Annotated in this window: 14 protein-coding genes; 10 read left to right on the forward strand and 4 right to left on the reverse strand. The window is 69.7% G+C overall.

What is annotated here, in order from left to right:
- Positions 1-10: 10 nt before the first annotated feature.
- Positions 11-3,331, forward strand: coding sequence for a maltose alpha-D-glucosyltransferase (treS, locus tag dqs_RS09220; RefSeq protein WP_065340275.1), 3,321 nt, complete (start codon positions 11-13; stop codon positions 3,329-3,331).
- A gap of 22 nt (positions 3,332-3,353) precedes the next feature.
- Here the strand turns inward: treS and dqs_RS09225 are convergent, their stop codons facing one another.
- Positions 3,354-3,920, reverse strand: a complete 567-nt coding sequence (locus dqs_RS09225; protein WP_065340276.1) for an acyloxyacyl hydrolase — start codon at positions 3,918-3,920, stop codon at positions 3,354-3,356.
- Between the two features lie 276 nt (positions 3,921-4,196).
- Here dqs_RS09225 and dqs_RS09230 point away from each other — a divergent pair, with 276 nt between their 5' ends.
- From dqs_RS09230 to dqs_RS09245, 4 genes are read left to right on the forward strand one after another with little or no spacing between them, the layout of a single operon-like run.
- Positions 4,197-5,357 (forward strand): hypothetical protein, encoded by a 1,161-nt coding sequence (locus dqs_RS09230; protein ID WP_065340277.1) that lies wholly within the window; start codon positions 4,197-4,199, stop codon positions 5,355-5,357.
- Positions 5,358-5,412: 55 nt separating this feature from the next.
- Positions 5,413-6,162: a ferritin-like domain-containing protein gene (locus dqs_RS09235; protein WP_065340278.1), complete on the forward strand. Its 750-nt coding sequence runs from the start codon at positions 5,413-5,415 to the stop codon at positions 6,160-6,162.
- Between the two features lie 30 nt (positions 6,163-6,192).
- On the forward strand, positions 6,193-6,453 hold the full coding sequence (locus dqs_RS09240; protein WP_011765464.1) for a hypothetical protein: 261 nt from the start codon (positions 6,193-6,195) through the stop codon (positions 6,451-6,453).
- A 52-nt stretch (positions 6,454-6,505) separates the two neighbouring features.
- Positions 6,506-7,372 carry an SDR family oxidoreductase gene (locus dqs_RS09245; RefSeq protein ID WP_065340279.1) on the forward strand — a complete coding sequence of 289 codons (867 nt, stop codon included), beginning with the start codon at positions 6,506-6,508 and terminating at the stop codon, positions 7,370-7,372.
- Here the strand turns inward: dqs_RS09245 and dqs_RS09250 are convergent.
- On the reverse strand, positions 7,362-7,844 hold the full coding sequence (locus dqs_RS09250) for a hypothetical protein (protein WP_065340280.1): 483 nt from the start codon (positions 7,842-7,844) through the stop codon (positions 7,362-7,364). The two genes, dqs_RS09245 and dqs_RS09250, sit on opposite strands and share 11 nt — an antisense overlap.
- 128 nt (positions 7,845-7,972) lie before the next feature.
- Between dqs_RS09250 and dqs_RS09255 the strand changes: the two genes are divergently transcribed.
- Entirely contained in the window at positions 7,973-10,264 is a 2,292-nt protein-coding gene (locus tag dqs_RS09255; protein WP_065340281.1) for a DUF3141 domain-containing protein, read from the forward strand.
- Between the two features lie 84 nt (positions 10,265-10,348).
- On the forward strand, positions 10,349-10,690 hold the full coding sequence (locus dqs_RS09260; protein WP_011765468.1) for a four-helix bundle copper-binding protein: 342 nt from the start codon (positions 10,349-10,351) through the stop codon (positions 10,688-10,690).
- Positions 10,691-10,725: 35 nt separating this feature from the next.
- Here dqs_RS09260 and dqs_RS20925 read toward each other — a convergent pair whose 3' ends face one another.
- Positions 10,726-11,277, reverse strand: coding sequence for a hemerythrin domain-containing protein (locus dqs_RS20925; RefSeq protein WP_011765469.1), 552 nt, complete (start codon positions 11,275-11,277; stop codon positions 10,726-10,728).
- A gap of 279 nt (positions 11,278-11,556) precedes the next feature.
- Between dqs_RS20925 and dqs_RS09270 the strand changes: the two genes are divergently transcribed.
- Together dqs_RS09270 and dqs_RS09275 are read left to right on the forward strand one after the other, a co-directional pair.
- Entirely contained in the window at positions 11,557-12,357 is an 801-nt protein-coding gene (locus tag dqs_RS09270; RefSeq protein ID WP_065340282.1) for a hypothetical protein, read from the forward strand.
- Between the two features lie 38 nt (positions 12,358-12,395).
- Positions 12,396-12,890, forward strand: a complete 495-nt coding sequence (locus dqs_RS09275; RefSeq protein ID WP_084018365.1) for a PRC-barrel domain-containing protein — start codon at positions 12,396-12,398, stop codon at positions 12,888-12,890.
- A gap of 65 nt (positions 12,891-12,955) precedes the next feature.
- Here dqs_RS09275 and dqs_RS09280 read toward each other — a convergent pair whose 3' ends face one another.
- Positions 12,956-13,900: an SDR family oxidoreductase gene (locus dqs_RS09280; RefSeq protein ID WP_011765472.1), complete on the reverse strand. Its 945-nt coding sequence runs from the start codon at positions 13,898-13,900 to the stop codon at positions 12,956-12,958.
- Between the two features lie 147 nt (positions 13,901-14,047).
- Here dqs_RS09280 and ku point away from each other — a divergent pair, with 147 nt between their 5' ends.
- Entirely contained in the window at positions 14,048-14,959 is a 912-nt protein-coding gene (ku, locus tag dqs_RS09285) for a non-homologous end joining protein Ku (protein ID WP_065340284.1), read from the forward strand.
- The last annotated feature ends 26 nt before the right edge of the window (positions 14,960-14,985 follow it).

Genomic DNA, 14,985 nt, shown 5'->3' on the forward strand with positions numbered 1-14,985 from the left:
CGCCTTGGATATGCCGCTGAACCCCCCGCCCGGTGACGACGGCCTCTGGTACAAGGACGCCGTCCTCTACGAACTGCACGTCAAGGCCTTCTTCGACGGCAACGACGACGGCATCGGCGACTTCGCCGGCCTCACGCGCAAGCTCGACTACATCCACGACCTCGGCGTCGACACGCTGTGGCTGCTGCCCTTCTACCCCTCGCCGCTGAAGGACGACGGCTACGACGTGGCCGACTACCACGGCGTGCTGCCGGCCTACGGCACCCGCAACGACTTCCGCGTCTTCGTGCGCGAGGCCCATCGCCGCGGGCTGCGCGTGATCACCGAGCTGGTGGTGAACCACACCTCGGACCAGCACGCCTGGTTCCAGGCCGCACGGCGCGCTCCGCCGGGTTCATCCAAGCGCAACTACTACGTGTGGAGCGACGACCCCAAGCGCTACGCCGGCACCCGCATCATCTTCACCGACACCGAAACCTCCAACTGGGCGTGGGACCCGGTGGCGCAGTCCTACTACTGGCACCGCTTCTTCAGCCACCAGCCGGACCTCAACTACGAGAACCCCAACGTGCTGAAGGCGGTGCTGCGCACGATGCGCTTCTGGCTGGACATGGGAGTGGATGGCTTCCGCCTCGACGCGGTGCCCTACCTGCGCGAGCGCGAAGGCACCAGCAACGAGAACCTGCCCGAAACCCACGCCACGATCCGCGAGATCCGTCGCGTCATCGACGAGAACTACCGCGGCCGCGTGCTGCTGGCCGAGGCCAACCAGTGGCCGGAGGACGTGCGCGAATACTTCGGCGGCAACGAGCGCGGCGAGGGCGACGAATGCCACATGGCCTACCACTTCCCGCTGATGCCGCGGCTGTTCATGGCGCTGGCGCAGGAGGACCGCTTTCCGGTAGTGGACATCATGCGGCAGACGCCGGAGATCCCCGACAACTGCCAGTGGGCGATCTTCCTGCGCAACCACGACGAGCTGACGCTGGAGATGGTCACCGACCGCGAGCGCGACTACATGTGGGAGTTCTTCGCCAACGACCCGCGCATGCGGCTCAACGTCGGCATCCGCCGCCGGCTGGCGCCGCTGCTGGAAAACAGCCGCGACCGCATCGAGCTGATGAGCTTCCTGCTGCTCACGATGCCGGGCTCGCCCACGCTGTACTACGGCGACGAGCTGGGCATGGGCGACAACGTCTACCTGGGCGACCGCAACGGCGTGCGCACGCCGATGCAATGGACCTCCGACCGCAATGCCGGCTTTTCGCGCGCCGATCCGCAGCAGCTCTACCTGCCGCCGATCATGGACCCGATCTACGGCTACCAGACGATCAACGTCGAATCGCAGGCGCGCAATCCGCATTCGCTGCTCAACTTCAACCGCCGCCTGATCCAGATGCGCAAGGGCTACCGCGCGTTCGGCCGCGGCAACCTGGTGTTCCTGGAACCGGGCAACCGCAAGGTGCTGGCCTATCTGCGCGAATACGTGGACCCGGTGGCGGGCGAGCAGCGCGTGCTGTGCGTCGCCAACCTCGCGCGCACGCCGCAGGCGGTGGAACTGGACCTCGCGCGCCACGAGGGCAGGGTGCCGGTGGAAATCTCCGGCCGCACCGCCTTCCCGCCGATCGGCCGGCTGCCCTATCTGCTGACGCTGCCGGGCCACGGCTTCTACGCCTTCGAGCTTTCCGCGCAGGCGCCCGCGCCGCAGTGGCATGAAGAACGGCTGCCGGCCTCCGACCTGCCGGTGCTGGTGCTCACCGAGGGCTGGCGCACCTTCGTGCGCAGCAGCGACGAGAGCAACCGCGTGCGCCGCGCCATCTCCAGCCGCAGCCGCGCGCAACTGCAGGACGAAGTGCTGCTGCCCTACCTGCGCCAGCGCCGCTGGTTCGCCGCCAAGGGCGACAGCATCGTGCGCGTCGAGGTGGTGGAGGAGCAGGAGTGGGTCGCCGAGGGCGCCAGCTGGCTGCTGGTGTTGCTGGAGGTGGTCATCGCGGACGCGATGCCGCAGACCTATTTCCTGCCGCTGGCGATCGCCTGGGAGGAGGGCGGCGAACACCCGGGCGACCGCTTCGGCGCCGCTGCACTGGCCCGCGTGCGCGAGAAGGCGCGCATGGGCCTGCTCTACGACGCCTTCGTCGACCCGCAGTTCTGCCGTGCGCTCGCCCGCGCGGTGGGGGGCGGCGGCGCGATGGCCTTCGGTAGCGGCGAACTGCGCTTCGTCACCACGCCGGCCTGGCAGACGCTGGCCGATGCCATCCAGGAGGACTTCCGCCTGCCGGCCACCGAGCAGACCAACACCGGCGTGTTCTTCGGCCAGCGGCTGTACCTGAAGGGCTACCGGCGCCTGCAAGCGGGCATCAACCCCGAGCTGGAGATGGGCTATTTCCTTGCCCGCGCCGGCTTCGAGCGGATCGCCACCGTGGTCGGTTCGGCGGAATTCGTTACCGCCGACGGCAGCGCCTCGGCGCTGGCGATGATGCAGGCCTATGTCGACAGCCAGGGCAATGCCTGGGACTACACGCTGGACCACCTCGGCCGGCTGTTCTCGGCCGACACCTGGCCCGGCGCCGACGGCGAGCGCGACACCGACGGCATGAACCGGGTGTATCTGCTGCAGATGGCGACGCTCGGGCGGCGGGTCGGCGAGCTTCACCTTGCGCTGGCCGACGACCGCGGCGATCCCGCCTTCCGCCCCGAGCCGGTGGATGGGGCTGAAGTGGAAAACTGGCGCGCCAGCGTGCTGCGCGACATCGGGCATACGCTGGCGCAACTCGCGGCGCGCGCGCCGGCGCTGGACGGCGAGGCAGGCGCGCTCGCCACCCGCGTGCTGGGGATGGGCGAGGAGCTTGCGGCGCGCGTGCGCGACCTCGACCTGGATGCCCACCACCTGTTCAAGACGCGCTACCACGGCGACCTCCACCTCGGCCAGGTGCTGGTGGTGCAGAACGACTTCGTGATCGTGGATTTCGAGGGCGAACCCGCGCGGCCCATGGCGCAGCGGCGCGACAAGCACCTCGCCCTGCGCGACGTCGCCGGCATGCTGCGCTCACTGGATTACGCGGTGCGCTCGATCGAGCTGCGTATCGCGCTGGCGCAGCCGGCGCGCGACGGCGCGCTCGCCCGCGCGCTGGCGGGCTGGCAGCGCAATGCCACCGACGCCTTCATCACCGCCTATCACGAGGTGGTGCCACCGCCCGCGGCGGCCGCCGACTTCCTGACGCTGTTCGTGGTCGAGAAGCTGTTGTACGAGCTGCGCTACGAACTGGACAACCGCCCCGACTGGGTCCGCATTCCGCTCGCCGCGCTGGCCGAAAGCGGCGCCGCCGGCTAGATCCGGCGGCTTGCCGCGCCGCTCAGAAGCGGTGGCCGAGGATGACCTGGAAGGTTTCCAGTCCCGGGTTGGGGTGCTTGATGCCGGCGTTGGAGTAGTGCATCAGGCGCGCCCCCAGCCAGGTTTCGCCCCGCCCGCCGGGCGCTTCGCCGCCCCAGGAAAAACCCGCGCCGACCAGTTCGCCGAACTGGAAGCGGGTGGAAAACTCTTTCGAGCCGAGGTCGTTGCGCGAGAACACGTGGGCGCCCAGGCCGAGTTCGAGATAGGGGCGGATCGTCTGCATCGGCGGTTCGAAGCGGAAGGTGGCGAAGGCGCCGCCCTGCACCAGCTTGTCGCCCTCGTGGCGGTGCTGGTTGATCTGCAGTTCGGGGGAGGCGGTGATGCGCCAGCCGCCCGGATGGGCTTCGTACACCGGCGGCAGCGTCCATTGCAGGCCGAAGCTGTCGACATCGTTGCGGGTGCCGCCCAGCAGCGCCACGCCGTGCTGCGCGAAACACGCCGGCGTGGCGGCGAGCATGAGCAGCGCAAGGCCGGCGTGCAGCCGGCGGGTCAGGGGGTGGGGAGGGCGCGAGGAAGCGTTCGTGTCCATGACGGATTCTCCTTGGTATATGCCGGCGGCGCGGCGACGCATTCGCTTTGCAAGCGGGGTGCCCGATCCGGGGCCCCGTTGCGGCCGAGTTTAACGCCGCTGTCACAACGCTCGCCACGCCCGCTCGCATGAATTACCCCGCAGCTGTAATTCCTACGTGCATGACGGCGGGGATGACCGCGCCGACGCGGAACGCCACCGCGGGAACGGCTTTTGCACCGCCGCAATCATGTGACGTGCGCCAGCCCATGCGTCATCGCGCCCGAGGAGACACCGATGAACCTGTTCGACAACGCGGGGGTACCGCTCGACAAACAATGCATGACCTGGAAGGACATGGTCGGCAAGCCGATCAGCAAGCTCGACGACGACGCCTTTACCCGCCTCCGCGTGATCCTGATGAACGGGCTGGAAACCGATGCCCTGCGTCTGAGCCACATCGCCGCCCGCCTCAATGGCGAGTTGAGGGTGCCGCTGGCGCAGGTGCGCCGCATCGAACAGCACCAGGCCACCGCGGTGAACTGGCTGATGTCCGCCGACCACTCGCCGCTGGAAACCACCATCGCGTATGAACAGCTCGCGATCGAGGTCACCGCCGCGGTGGCCCAGCGCGAGCCCGATCCCTACCTCGCGCAGGTGTATCGCTTCGGCCTGCTGGAGGACTTCGACCACCTGTACCGTTATTCCGCGCTGCTCGACCGGCTGGAAGGCAAGGACGCCAACAACATCCTGCAGGGCCACACCGACATCGTGCCCGGCCGACCGACCGCCGAGGAGCACCGCGCCCCGCAGGACGACGTGCGCCGCGCCTACGGTCCGCGCGCGCAGCTGGTCTCCAAGCTGCATGCCACCTTGATCACCGCGGCCGAGTTCCAGACCCACGACTACTACATGAACATCGGCCCCACCTTCGCCGATCCGGTCGCCCGCCAGCTGTACGCCGAGATCGCTTCGATCGAGGAACAGCACGTCACCCAGTACGGCTCGTTGCTCGACCCGCAGCAGAGCTTTCTGGAGATGTGGCTGCTGCACGAGGCCGCCGAGGTGTACGGCTACTACTCCTGCGCCGAGTCCGAGACCAACCCGCGCCTGAAGGCGCTATGGGAGCGCTTCTGCGACTACGAACTCGGCCATCTGCACCTGGTGTGCGACCTGCTGCGCCGCCACGAAGGGCGCGACCCCGCCGAGGTGCTGGCGCGCAGCCTGCCGGCGCCGCTGGAATTCCGCAGCCAGCGCGACTTCGTCCGCGACGTGCTGGCCGAAGAGGTGGATCTGCGCGCCAACGGCTCGGAGTTCGTCGTGCGCAACGCCGAAAGCCCGGCCTCGATCGAGTACCGCCGGCGCATCAATGCCGCCGGTTCGCCCTCGACCCAGGTGGCGATGTCCTACCACTGGACCTCGGGCACCGAACTCAACCGTCCGCAGATGCGCAACTGAGGCGGCCCCGGATTTCGAAACGCTGCAATCAATCGGATCACAAGGAGGGATTCCCATGCCGACCTATCTGGAAACCGGTTTCAACCGTACCGGCGCACAGACTTCGCCGCTGGCGCTGCACAGCATGCAGTCGTACGCCGACCTGCAGACGCCGACCGCCCCGCCCACCGCCGAGGGCGAGCCGGACGGCAAGGCGCTCGCGCCGCTGCGTTCTGCCTACGTGCTCGACGCCGACCGCGTCGGCTCGGTGCCGATGCCCGGCACGCTCACCGGCGCCTTCACCACCGCCGCCTCACGCCTCACCGGGATGCGGCCCGAAGTGCTGGTCGACAAGCTCGGCGAACGGCTCGCCTTCGAACGCAGCGGTGTGCGCCTCTACCAGGCGCTGATCGACAAGACCGAGGCGCTGGCGAGCACGTCGATGCAGCTGCCGTTTTCGGCCGAGGCCTTGCGCCACCTGCGCGACGAGGAGCTGGAGCACATGCATATCGTCGCCTCGGCGCTCGATTCGCTCGGCGCCGACTCCTCCGCGCAGACCCCGTCGGCCGATGTGGCGGGCGTGGCCAGCAGCGGCGTGATGCAGGTGCTGACCGACCCGCGAACCACGATGAGCCAGTGCCTGGAGGCGCTGCTGTCGGCCGAATTGCTCGATGAGGCGTGCTGGTCGCTGCTGATCCGGCTGGCCGAGGAGGCCGGTCAGGATGTGCTGATTCCCCACTTCCAGCGGGCGCTCCGCCACGAAGAGGAACACCTCGTGCGCGTGCGGGGCTGGCTGGAGACCCTGATGCTCAACGAACTCGGTTGAGCGCCCACTTTTCAACCCGGAGGGCAGACCATGAACGAAGCGGACAAACCCGGCGACGACGAGATCAAGATCTACTCGAGCGACCCCGGCCACCGCGTGGAAGAGCCGGTGGAGGACCTGAGCCGCGAGGAGGACGAGCACGTGCATGCGCGCCGTCGCTTCGCCGATATCGACGCCCGCTGCCGCGAGCAGATCGCCATCCACCCGTGGACCGCGCTGGCGATGGCCTCGCTGGCGGGCGGCGCGCTCGGCGCGCTGGCAGGTTTCGTCGCCCGCGGGCGGCATCGCTGAACGCGGCCGGGGCGCGCCCGGCCGGCGCGCCCCGCGGCGTGGGGAGACAGACATGAGCGACAAGGATTCCGGCCACCGCCTGCCGCCGCAGCACCAGGACGAGCAGCCGGGGCGCGAGAACGAGATGCGGCCGCAGCCCGAGGACCGCATGCACGGCTACCGCGGCAGCGACAAGCTGGCGGGCAAGGTGGCCATCATCACCGGCGGCGACAGCGGCATCGGCCGCGCGGTAGCGATCGCCTTCGCCAAGGAAGGCGCCGACGTGGCGGTGGCCTACCTCGAAGAGCACGAGGACGCGGAGCAGACCCGGCGCGAGGTCGAACTGCAGGGCAGGCGCTGCCTGCTGATGGCGGGCGACATCGGCGACGAGTCCTTCACCGCCAAGCTGGTGGAGCAGACGTTGAGCGCCTTTGGCCGGCTCGACATCGTGGTGAACAACGCCGCCGAGCAGCACCCGCAGGAAAACTTCGAGGACATCAGCCGCGAACAGCTGGAGCGCACCTTCCGCACCAACCTGTTCTCGATGTTCGACCTCTGCCGCCACGCACTGCCGCACCTGCAGCAGGGCGCATGCATCATCAACACCACCTCGGTCACCGCCTACCGCGGCAGCGCGCACCTGATCGACTATTCCGCCACCAAGGGCGCCATCGTGTCCTTCACCCGCTCGCTGGCGCAGGCGCTGGCGGCCAAGCGCATCCGGGTGAACGCGGTGGCGCCGGGGCCGATCTGGACGCCGCTGATTCCCGCCACGTTCAAGGCCGAGGAGGTGGAAAAATTCGGCGCCAAGGAACCCCTCGGGCGCCCTGGCCAGCCCGACGAGGTGGCGCCGAGTTTCGTCTTTCTCGCCAGCCAGGATGCCAGCTACATGACCGGCCAGGTGCTGCATCCCAACGGCGGCGAGATCGTCAACGGCTAGCGCGGCGCGGCCACGGCGCCGCCTGCCCTGGGGGCGCACCGCACAGCAGCGCGGGCAGCACCACCCGTTCCACGCAGTGCCAGCCGCGATCATCGTGGGCGAAGATCAACTTCTGCGCGGGCGCCAGGGTCTGGTCCGGCACGGCCAGCGCCGGCACCCCGAGCGCCGCCAGCGCCTCTGCGCGCAGCCGGGCCGAGGCGCCCGTGGGCAGCGTCTCCAGGCCCGCCTCGCAGGCGGCGACAGTGCCCGGCGGCAGGTCGAGCAGCGCGTCGAGTTCGTCCTGCGTGCGCTCGATCAAGCGGCGCAGGAAGTGCACGCCATCCGGCGCCAGCCGGTGCGCCGCGCGGCACAGCTCCACGCCGATCGCGTGCACCAGCCCATCGGGATCCTGGTAGCGCACGCCGCTGCCCGCGTGCTGGTAGCCGTTCTTCAACCACAGTTCGTGGAGGCCGCCGATGTGTTCCCGGTGCATGTGCCCGCTCCTTGCGCTATCACGATGACATGGCCCTGATGCAGCAATCGCCGTTCCGGCCGGCTCCGCCCTGAAGGGCGCGAGGCCGCCGGCCGCACCCGCCTGCCCAACCCGCCAGGAGATCCGTCATGCCGCTATCCGCTGGTTCCGGTCCCGCCTTCCTTTCCGTTGTTCCGGCCCGACGCCCCGCCACCCGCGCAGGCCGGCGCCGGCTTGCCACCTCGGTCCTTGCCCGTCACGACCATCTGGACGATCTGCGGGTGCGCCTGTTCGCCCGCGCGCGCCGGCTGAGCCAGCGCTGGGCGCGCCAGTCCAGCCAGCGTCCGCCGTCCCCCGCGGAAACCCTGGCGTACGCGCTGGACTGCACCCGCCGCGCGGTGCTGCTGGCCGACACCCTGCGCCAGCGCGGCAACGACTTTCTCGACTACGAGGCCACCGGCCAGCCGCCGCTGCTCGCGTTCGACTACGAGGTGCTGATCGACGGCCGCCAGCTGCCAAGGCCGGTCAATTACTGCCTGGTGCGGATCGTGCCGCCCGAGGGCGTTGAGGTGGATGAGACCAAGCGGCCCTACCTGATCATCGACCCGCGCGCCGGCCACGGCGCCGGCATCGGCGGCTTCAAGCAGGAGTCGCAGGTGGGTGTGGCGCTGCAGGCGGGCAACCCGGTCTATTTCGCCGTGTTCTATCCGGAGCCCGAACCGGGCCAGACGCTCGCCTGCGTGGCCGCGGCGCAGCTGCGCTTCGTGCGCGAGGTGGCGGCGCGCCATCCGCGCAGCCCCAAGCCGGCGCTGGTCGGCAACTGCCAGGGCGGCTGGGCGGTGATGGCGCTGGCGGCGGTGGACCCGGGCATCGCCGGGCCGGTGGTGCTGAACGGCGCGCCGCTGTCGTACTGGGCGGGGGTGCGCGGCCGCGACCCGATGCGCTACCTGGGCGGGCTGGCCGGTGGCTCGTGGCCGTCCTACCTGCTTGGCGACCTCGGCCACGGCCATTTCGACGGCGCCTGGCTGGTCCAGAACTTCGAGGGCCTCAATCCCGCGAACACGGTGTGGACCAAGTACTACCGCGTGTTCCGCGGCGGCGAGGAGGAGGCCCGCCGCTTCCTCGATTTCGAGAAATGGTGGGGCGGCTTCGTGCAGCTCACCGCCGACGAGATGCGCGGCATCGTCGATGACCTCTTCGTCGGCAACAAGCTTGCCACCGGCGGCATTCCGCTCGGGCGCGGGCAGACGCTGGACCTGCGCCGCGTGCGCTCGCCGGTGGTGGTGTTCTGCTCGCAGGGCGACAACATCACGCCGCCGCAGCAGGCGCTCAACTGGATTGCCGACACCTATAGCTGCACGCGCGAGATCAAGGCCCATGGCCAGACCATCGTCTACATCATCCACGCCGATGCCGGCCATCTCGGCATCTTCGTATCCGGCTCGGTGGTGCGGCGCGAGTTCAGCCAGATCGCCGGCACGCTGGCCAACATAGAGGCGCTGCCGCCCGGCCTGTACGAGCTGACCATCACCGACACCCACATCGACGAGCACGGCGTGCAGCAGTACGACGTGAGCCTGCACGAGCGCGAGATCGAGGACATCCTGGCGCACGACGACAGCCGCGAGGACGAGCGCGCGTTCCACATCGTCGCCGCGGTGTCCGAGCTGAACGGGCGCGTCTACGACCTCTTCGTGTCGCCCTGGGTGCGGCAGGGCGCCAGCGCGCTTTCCGCCTGGTGGATGAAGGAGCTGCATCCGCTGCGGGTGCAGCGCCGCGCCTGGAGCGACCTCAACCCCTGGCTGTGGTGGGTGCCGGTGGCGCGCGAGCGGATGGGGGAGGGCCCCGAGGTGGGCGAGGCCAACCCCTGGCTCAGTTGGGAAACGGCGCTGTCGGACGTCGTCGAGGCCGGTTTCGACACCGTGCGCGATGTGCGCGATGCGATGCTGGAGACGCTCTTCCATTCGATATACGGTGCGCTCGATGCGCTGGGTGCCGGCGACCGGTTGGCGAAGGCGCGGCTGTTTTCCGCCGGCGGGGCGGAGGACGTCGCCGCGCTGGCGCTGGCGGCGATGACCGAAGGCGGCGTGCGCGAGGCGGTCGTGCGCATGCTGCTGCTGTTGATGAAGGCGGGCGGTTCGGTGCGGCGCGAAACCCTGGCCTATGTGCAGTCGCAACTGCGCGAAGCCCACGTCTTCCAGGAACTCGATGCCGAGGCGCTGCGGGCGCTGCTGGTGATGCAGAGCACCATCGTCGCCTACGACCCCGCCCGCGCGCTCGAAACCCTGCCCGCGCTGCTGCCCACGCCGGAGTTGCGCGCCGATGCGCTGCGGGTGCTGCGCGCGGTGCTGCCCGCAACCGCGCTGGCGCGGCCGCAGCTGCAGGCGGCGATGGAACAGTTCCGCGAGACGCTGGGCGAGCAACCGGCTTCACCCGCGTAACCGGCGCGGCCCGCGTTGCGGGCGGAACGCGGTTTGCAGCGCAGCAGCGGCGGCAAATCCGCCGCGATTCACAGGAGACGTCCGATGGACCCGACCGCCCTCAGCCCCGAGATGAGCACCTGTATCGAAGACTGCCGCGCCTGCGAACTGGTCTGCCTGAGCATGGCCACCGGCCACTGCCTGGAGAAGGGCGGCCGCCACACCGAGCCCGACCACCTGCGCACGATGCTGGTGTGCGCCCGTGTCTGCGCACTGGCGGCGGAGGTGATGGCCACCGGCTCGTCGCTGCACCGCCAGGTGTGCGCGGTGTGCGCCGACATCTGCGACGCCTGCATCAGCAGCTGCCGCGATCTCGACGAGATGGACGCCTGCATCGACGCCTGCGAACGCTGCAAGAACAGCTGCGAGGCGATGACCGACATGTGAGCGCGGCGGGCGCGCATCCCGCCGCATCGTGGGCCTTACAGCGTGGGGCTGCGATCCTCGCCGGTGCCGATGTCGAGGCGGCCGTCTTCCGTACGGGTAGCCGCCGGCATTTCGTCGATGTCTTCCTCCTGCATCCGGCGGCCGAGGGCTTCCAGGTCCAGGCCGCGTTCCTCCGCCAGCGGAAACAGGGTTTCGGCGGTGGCGTCGAGGTGGGCCAGCAGATGGTCGGCAAGCGCCTCGAAGGCCTCGCGGAAATCGGTGTTCTCGCCCTGCTCGGGGCAGGTGGCGTCGACCCGCTCGAGCAACTGGCGGGTGACGTCGCAGCGCGTCTTGGCGTCGCCCACGGCGTCGGCCGGCGGTTCGGTCATGCCGAGCGGCGTATGGAGGATTTCGCTTTCGATGCGCAGATAGCGCAGCACCTGCTGCTTGAGCCGCGGCAGCGCGCTGCGCAGTGGAAAGTCGCCCTCGGGCGGGGGCGTGTCGGCGGCTTCGGTGCGGCGGCGGGCGGTGGACACCAGCGTGCGCAGGCGGGCGTGCTCCTGCTCCAGCAGCGTCAGGGCGTCCGTTCGGGTGGTGGCGGTTTCCATGCGGGCCTCCTGGGCGGCAGAAATGAAACGGCGGGGAAGGGCGCACATGCGCGCTCCACATCGCCTGCAGCGGTCGTCTGCAAGGCCCGTGCCGCGCTGCCGGCGCCCGCGCCGGCACTGCGTTTGGTCAGCGCCGGGCGCGGTAGGAATTACATCTTGCGGGTAAGAATTCCCGGTCTGGCGCGGCCTGCGGGCCCCCGGGCATTGGAACGGCATTTGCACCATGCCCTCCAGCGGCCCAAGCGGGCCCGGCCTATACCCAACTTGTGAGGACGAGCCATGGAAACCAGAACCATCGAGGAAACGGGCATCGAACCCGAACACACCATCTACAGCGGCATCCGCTGGGGTTCCGTCATTGCGGGCTTTGCCGTCGGTGTCGGCATCCATCTGCTGCTGATGCTGATCGGTGTCGCTGCGGGGTTCGCGGTCTATGGCACGGGCGCGCGGCCCGAAGGCGAGAGCATGTCGATCGCCGCCGTCACCTGGAACACGGTCAGCATGCTGATCGCCGCCTTCGTCGGCGGCTACGTGGCGGCCCGCGGGTCGGGGCTGCGGCGCACTTCCGACGGCGTGCTGCACGGCGTCGTCTCGTGGGGCGCTACCGTGCTGTTCTTCGCCATCGTCACCGGCTCGGTGACCGGCAACGCGCTCAGCGGCATGTTCGGCATGGCCGCCACCACCGCGCAGAGCACCGCAGCCAGTCCCAACAACGACGCCGCGATGGCCGAGCTGTTCGCCAGCATCCAGCGCGGCGACCGCGCAGCGGCCACCGCGGTGCTGCGCGAGCGGCTGGGCATGAGCGAGGAGCAGGCGGCGATCGCGGTCGACCAGGCGATGGCGCTGCGTGGCCAGGCGGGCAACGACGTGGCGCGGCGTGAAGGCGTGACCGATGCGGCGCAGGCGGCGTCGATCGCCAGCACGTGGCTGAGCGCGGCGATCCTGCTCTCCCTGCTGGCGGGCGCCGGCGGCGGCATGCTGGGTGCGCGCGGCGCGCGGCTGCGCTCCCTCCCGGGTCGCTATGGCGAACGCCGCGTGGTGCACGCCCGCACGGTACACCGTGTGCCCACTGCAGGGTGATATCCTCTCCGCAGTGCACCATCCGAGGAGAAAAAGCGATGAGCGACACGCGACCGCGGCGGCTTCAATATGGCTTGACCGATAGCTGGATGGGGGCGGGGGCTGCCCATATGCATAAGCCGCAGACATTACGCGACGCAGCGTGCGCGTGGCCCGCGCAGACCACGCCGCGGCAAGCGGAGGTCGAGAGCGATGTCACCGTTGCCTCCCGGCTGGAAGGGAAGGCGGTGCGCGACCCGGCGGGGGAACTGGTGGGTCGCGTCCGGCACGTGCTGCTCGATCTCGCCGCGGGCCGCATCGCCTTCCTGGTGATCGAACTCGAAGGCAGCCGCTTGTTGTGCGCGGTGCCTTGGGCGGCGTTCGGGCCCGAACCAAACCGGCTCGGCATGGTGCTCGCCTACACGCTCGAAGATCTCGGCCGCGCGCCCACCTTCCGCACCGATCAGTGGCCGGCACTGGGTGATCCGGAATGGCTGCAGGCGGTGTATCGCTTCTTTGCCGCGCCGCCGCACTGGAACACTGCGGGCAGCTAACCGCGCCGCGGCGGTCGTACTCCATACATCTGCAGCCCGCGCCGTCCGGCGCGGGCTTTTTTCTTCTAGCGGCCGATACTCGTCGTGAGCCGGGTGTAGAGGCTTCTGTGATGCACCGGGCGCGAATCGCCGCGCATCTCTCTCAGCCCGCCGCCCGGGTGGTACAGCGTCGCCTGCGTGGGATGGGCCACCGGGCGCTCGCTGCGCTGCTGGTCGATCATGAAGCGCTCGCTCACCTTGTCCATCACGCGCGGCATCATCCGGTTGCTGGCCGAGAACGCCTTCGCCGCGCCGCCCACGTAGATGTCGCGCTTGGGCTGATGCGCCGCATACAGGATGGCGTCCGCCACGACCTCGGGGGCGTACAGCGGCGACGGAAGGCGCGGCTGCACATCCATGTAGTTGGCCGCGTGCGGCACGAAGGGGGTGTCGATGGCGGCCGGCTTGATCAGCGTGACCGATACCGGATAGCCCGCGGCTTCCACCTCCATGCGGAGCGAATCGGTGAAGCCTTTCACCGCGTGCTTCGAGGCCGAGTACATCCCCTGCAGGGGCAAGGCGATGTCCGACACCTCGCTGCCGAGGTTGATCAGCGCGCCGCCGCGTTCGCGCAGGATCTCGAGCGCGATCATCGAACCATGCACCACGCCCCAGAAGTTGGTTTCGAACAGCCGCCGCATGTCCTGCAGCGGCACGTCTTCGTAGCGGCCGAAGATCGAGACGCCGGCGTTGTTCACCCAGGTGTCGAAGCCGCCGAAGGCTTCCAGCGCGGCGTCGCGGATGCGTTGCACGTCCTGCACATTCGCCACGTCCGCCGGCACTGCCACGGCGCTGCGGCCCAGGTGGTGGAAGCCTTCGGCCAGCGTCGCCAGCGCCTGCGCGTTGCGCGCCGCCATCACCACGCGGGCGCCCTGTGCCACCGCCATGCGTACCGTGGCAAGGCCGATGCCGCTGGTGGCGCCGGTGACGACAATGGTCTGATCGGAAACGGGTTTGAGATGGAGCCGCATCGCGGTCGCCTCCTATGAGCTGAGCGCGGCGAAGGGCCGCCGCAATCCTCTTGTCCTGCAAGCGGGGTGCCCACCGTGCCGGCGCGCGGGAACGCGGCTTGCACGGAATGCGCCGGGCGGCCACGCCGGCCGCGGTTGGAGGACGCCATGGCGCGGGTGATCTGGAAGGGGGCAGTGAGCTTCGGGCTGGTGCATATCCCGGTGTCGCTGGTGCCGGCCACCACCCGCCGCGGCATCGACTTCGACTGGCTGGACAGCCGCACCATGGACCCGGTGGGCTACAAGCGCATCAACAAGGCGACGGGCAAGGAGATCGCCAGCGAGCACATCGTGCGCGGTGTGCAATACCAGAAGCATCAGTACGTGGTGCTGGACGACGACGAGATCCGCGCCGCCTATCCGGAAGCCACCCAGACGGTGGACATCGTGGCTTTTGTCGAGGCCGCGCAGGTGTCGCCGCTCTACCTCGACACGCCCTACTACCTCACCCCCGACCGCCGCGGCGAGAAGGTTTATGCGCTGCTGCGCGAGGTGCTGGTGGCCACCGGCAGGGCGGGGCTGGCCCAGGTGGTGCTGCATACCCGCCAGCGCCTGGCGATGCTGATGCCGCTGGGGCCGGCGCTGGTGCTCAACACCCTGCGCTGGGCCGACGAAGTGCGCGCCGTGGAGGAAATCGGCCTGAAGCCGGAAGCCGTAACCGCCAAGCCGGCCGCGCGCGAGATGGAGATGGCGCGGCGGCTGGTGGAGGACATGAGCGAGGACTGGGAGCCGGCGCGATACACCGACAGCTTCGAGGCCCGGATCATGGAGCTGGTGGAGCGCAAGGCGGCGGCCGGCAAGCTGGAAACCGTGGGCACCGTGGAGACCGCCGAGGAGACCGGCGGCGCCGACGTGATCGACCTGGCCGAACTCCTCAAGCGCAGCCTCGCGCGGCGCGGCGAACCCGAACCCCCGGCGCGCCCGGCCCGCGGTCGTGGCGCGGCGAAGGCGGCGGAGAGCGAGGCGCCGGCCGCGGGTCCGCGCACCCGCCGCGCCCCGGCACGAAAGAAAACAGGGTAAGCGCGCCGGCCGCAATGCGGCCGCGA

The sequence above is a fragment of the Azoarcus olearius genome, from assembly GCF_001682385.1.
GTDB classification, from domain to species: Bacteria; Pseudomonadota; Gammaproteobacteria; order Burkholderiales; family Rhodocyclaceae; genus Azoarcus; species Azoarcus olearius.

Excerpts from the sequence above, each read along its gene's own strand:
- dqs_RS09260 (WP_011765468.1), top strand. The coding sequence starts at position 10,349 with ATGGACCCGACCGCCCTCAGCCCCGAGATGAGCACCTGTATCGAAGAC.
- dqs_RS20925 (WP_011765469.1), bottom strand. The coding sequence starts at position 11,277 with ATGGAAACCGCCACCACCCGAACGGACGCCCTGACGCTGCTGGAGCAG.
- dqs_RS09235 (WP_065340278.1), top strand. The coding sequence starts at position 5,413 with ATGCCGACCTATCTGGAAACCGGTTTCAACCGTACCGGCGCACAGACT.
- dqs_RS09270 (WP_065340282.1), top strand. The coding sequence starts at position 11,557 with ATGGAAACCAGAACCATCGAGGAAACGGGCATCGAACCCGAACACACC.
- ku (WP_065340284.1), top strand. The coding sequence starts at position 14,048 with ATGGCGCGGGTGATCTGGAAGGGGGCAGTGAGCTTCGGGCTGGTGCAT.
- dqs_RS09240 (WP_011765464.1), top strand. The coding sequence starts at position 6,193 with ATGAACGAAGCGGACAAACCCGGCGACGACGAGATCAAGATCTACTCG.
- dqs_RS09275 (WP_084018365.1), top strand. The coding sequence starts at position 12,396 with ATGAGCGACACGCGACCGCGGCGGCTTCAATATGGCTTGACCGATAGC.
- dqs_RS09225 (WP_065340276.1), bottom strand. The coding sequence starts at position 3,920 with ATGGACACGAACGCTTCCTCGCGCCCTCCCCACCCCCTGACCCGCCGG.
- dqs_RS09280 (WP_011765472.1), bottom strand. The coding sequence starts at position 13,900 with ATGCGGCTCCATCTCAAACCCGTTTCCGATCAGACCATTGTCGTCACC.
- treS (WP_065340275.1), top strand. The coding sequence starts at position 11 with ATGCCGCTGAACCCCCCGCCCGGTGACGACGGCCTCTGGTACAAGGAC.
- dqs_RS09245 (WP_065340279.1), top strand. The coding sequence starts at position 6,506 with ATGAGCGACAAGGATTCCGGCCACCGCCTGCCGCCGCAGCACCAGGAC.
- dqs_RS09230 (WP_065340277.1), top strand. The coding sequence starts at position 4,197 with ATGAACCTGTTCGACAACGCGGGGGTACCGCTCGACAAACAATGCATG.
- dqs_RS09250 (WP_065340280.1), bottom strand. The coding sequence starts at position 7,844 with ATGCACCGGGAACACATCGGCGGCCTCCACGAACTGTGGTTGAAGAAC.
- dqs_RS09255 (WP_065340281.1), top strand. The coding sequence starts at position 7,973 with ATGCCGCTATCCGCTGGTTCCGGTCCCGCCTTCCTTTCCGTTGTTCCG.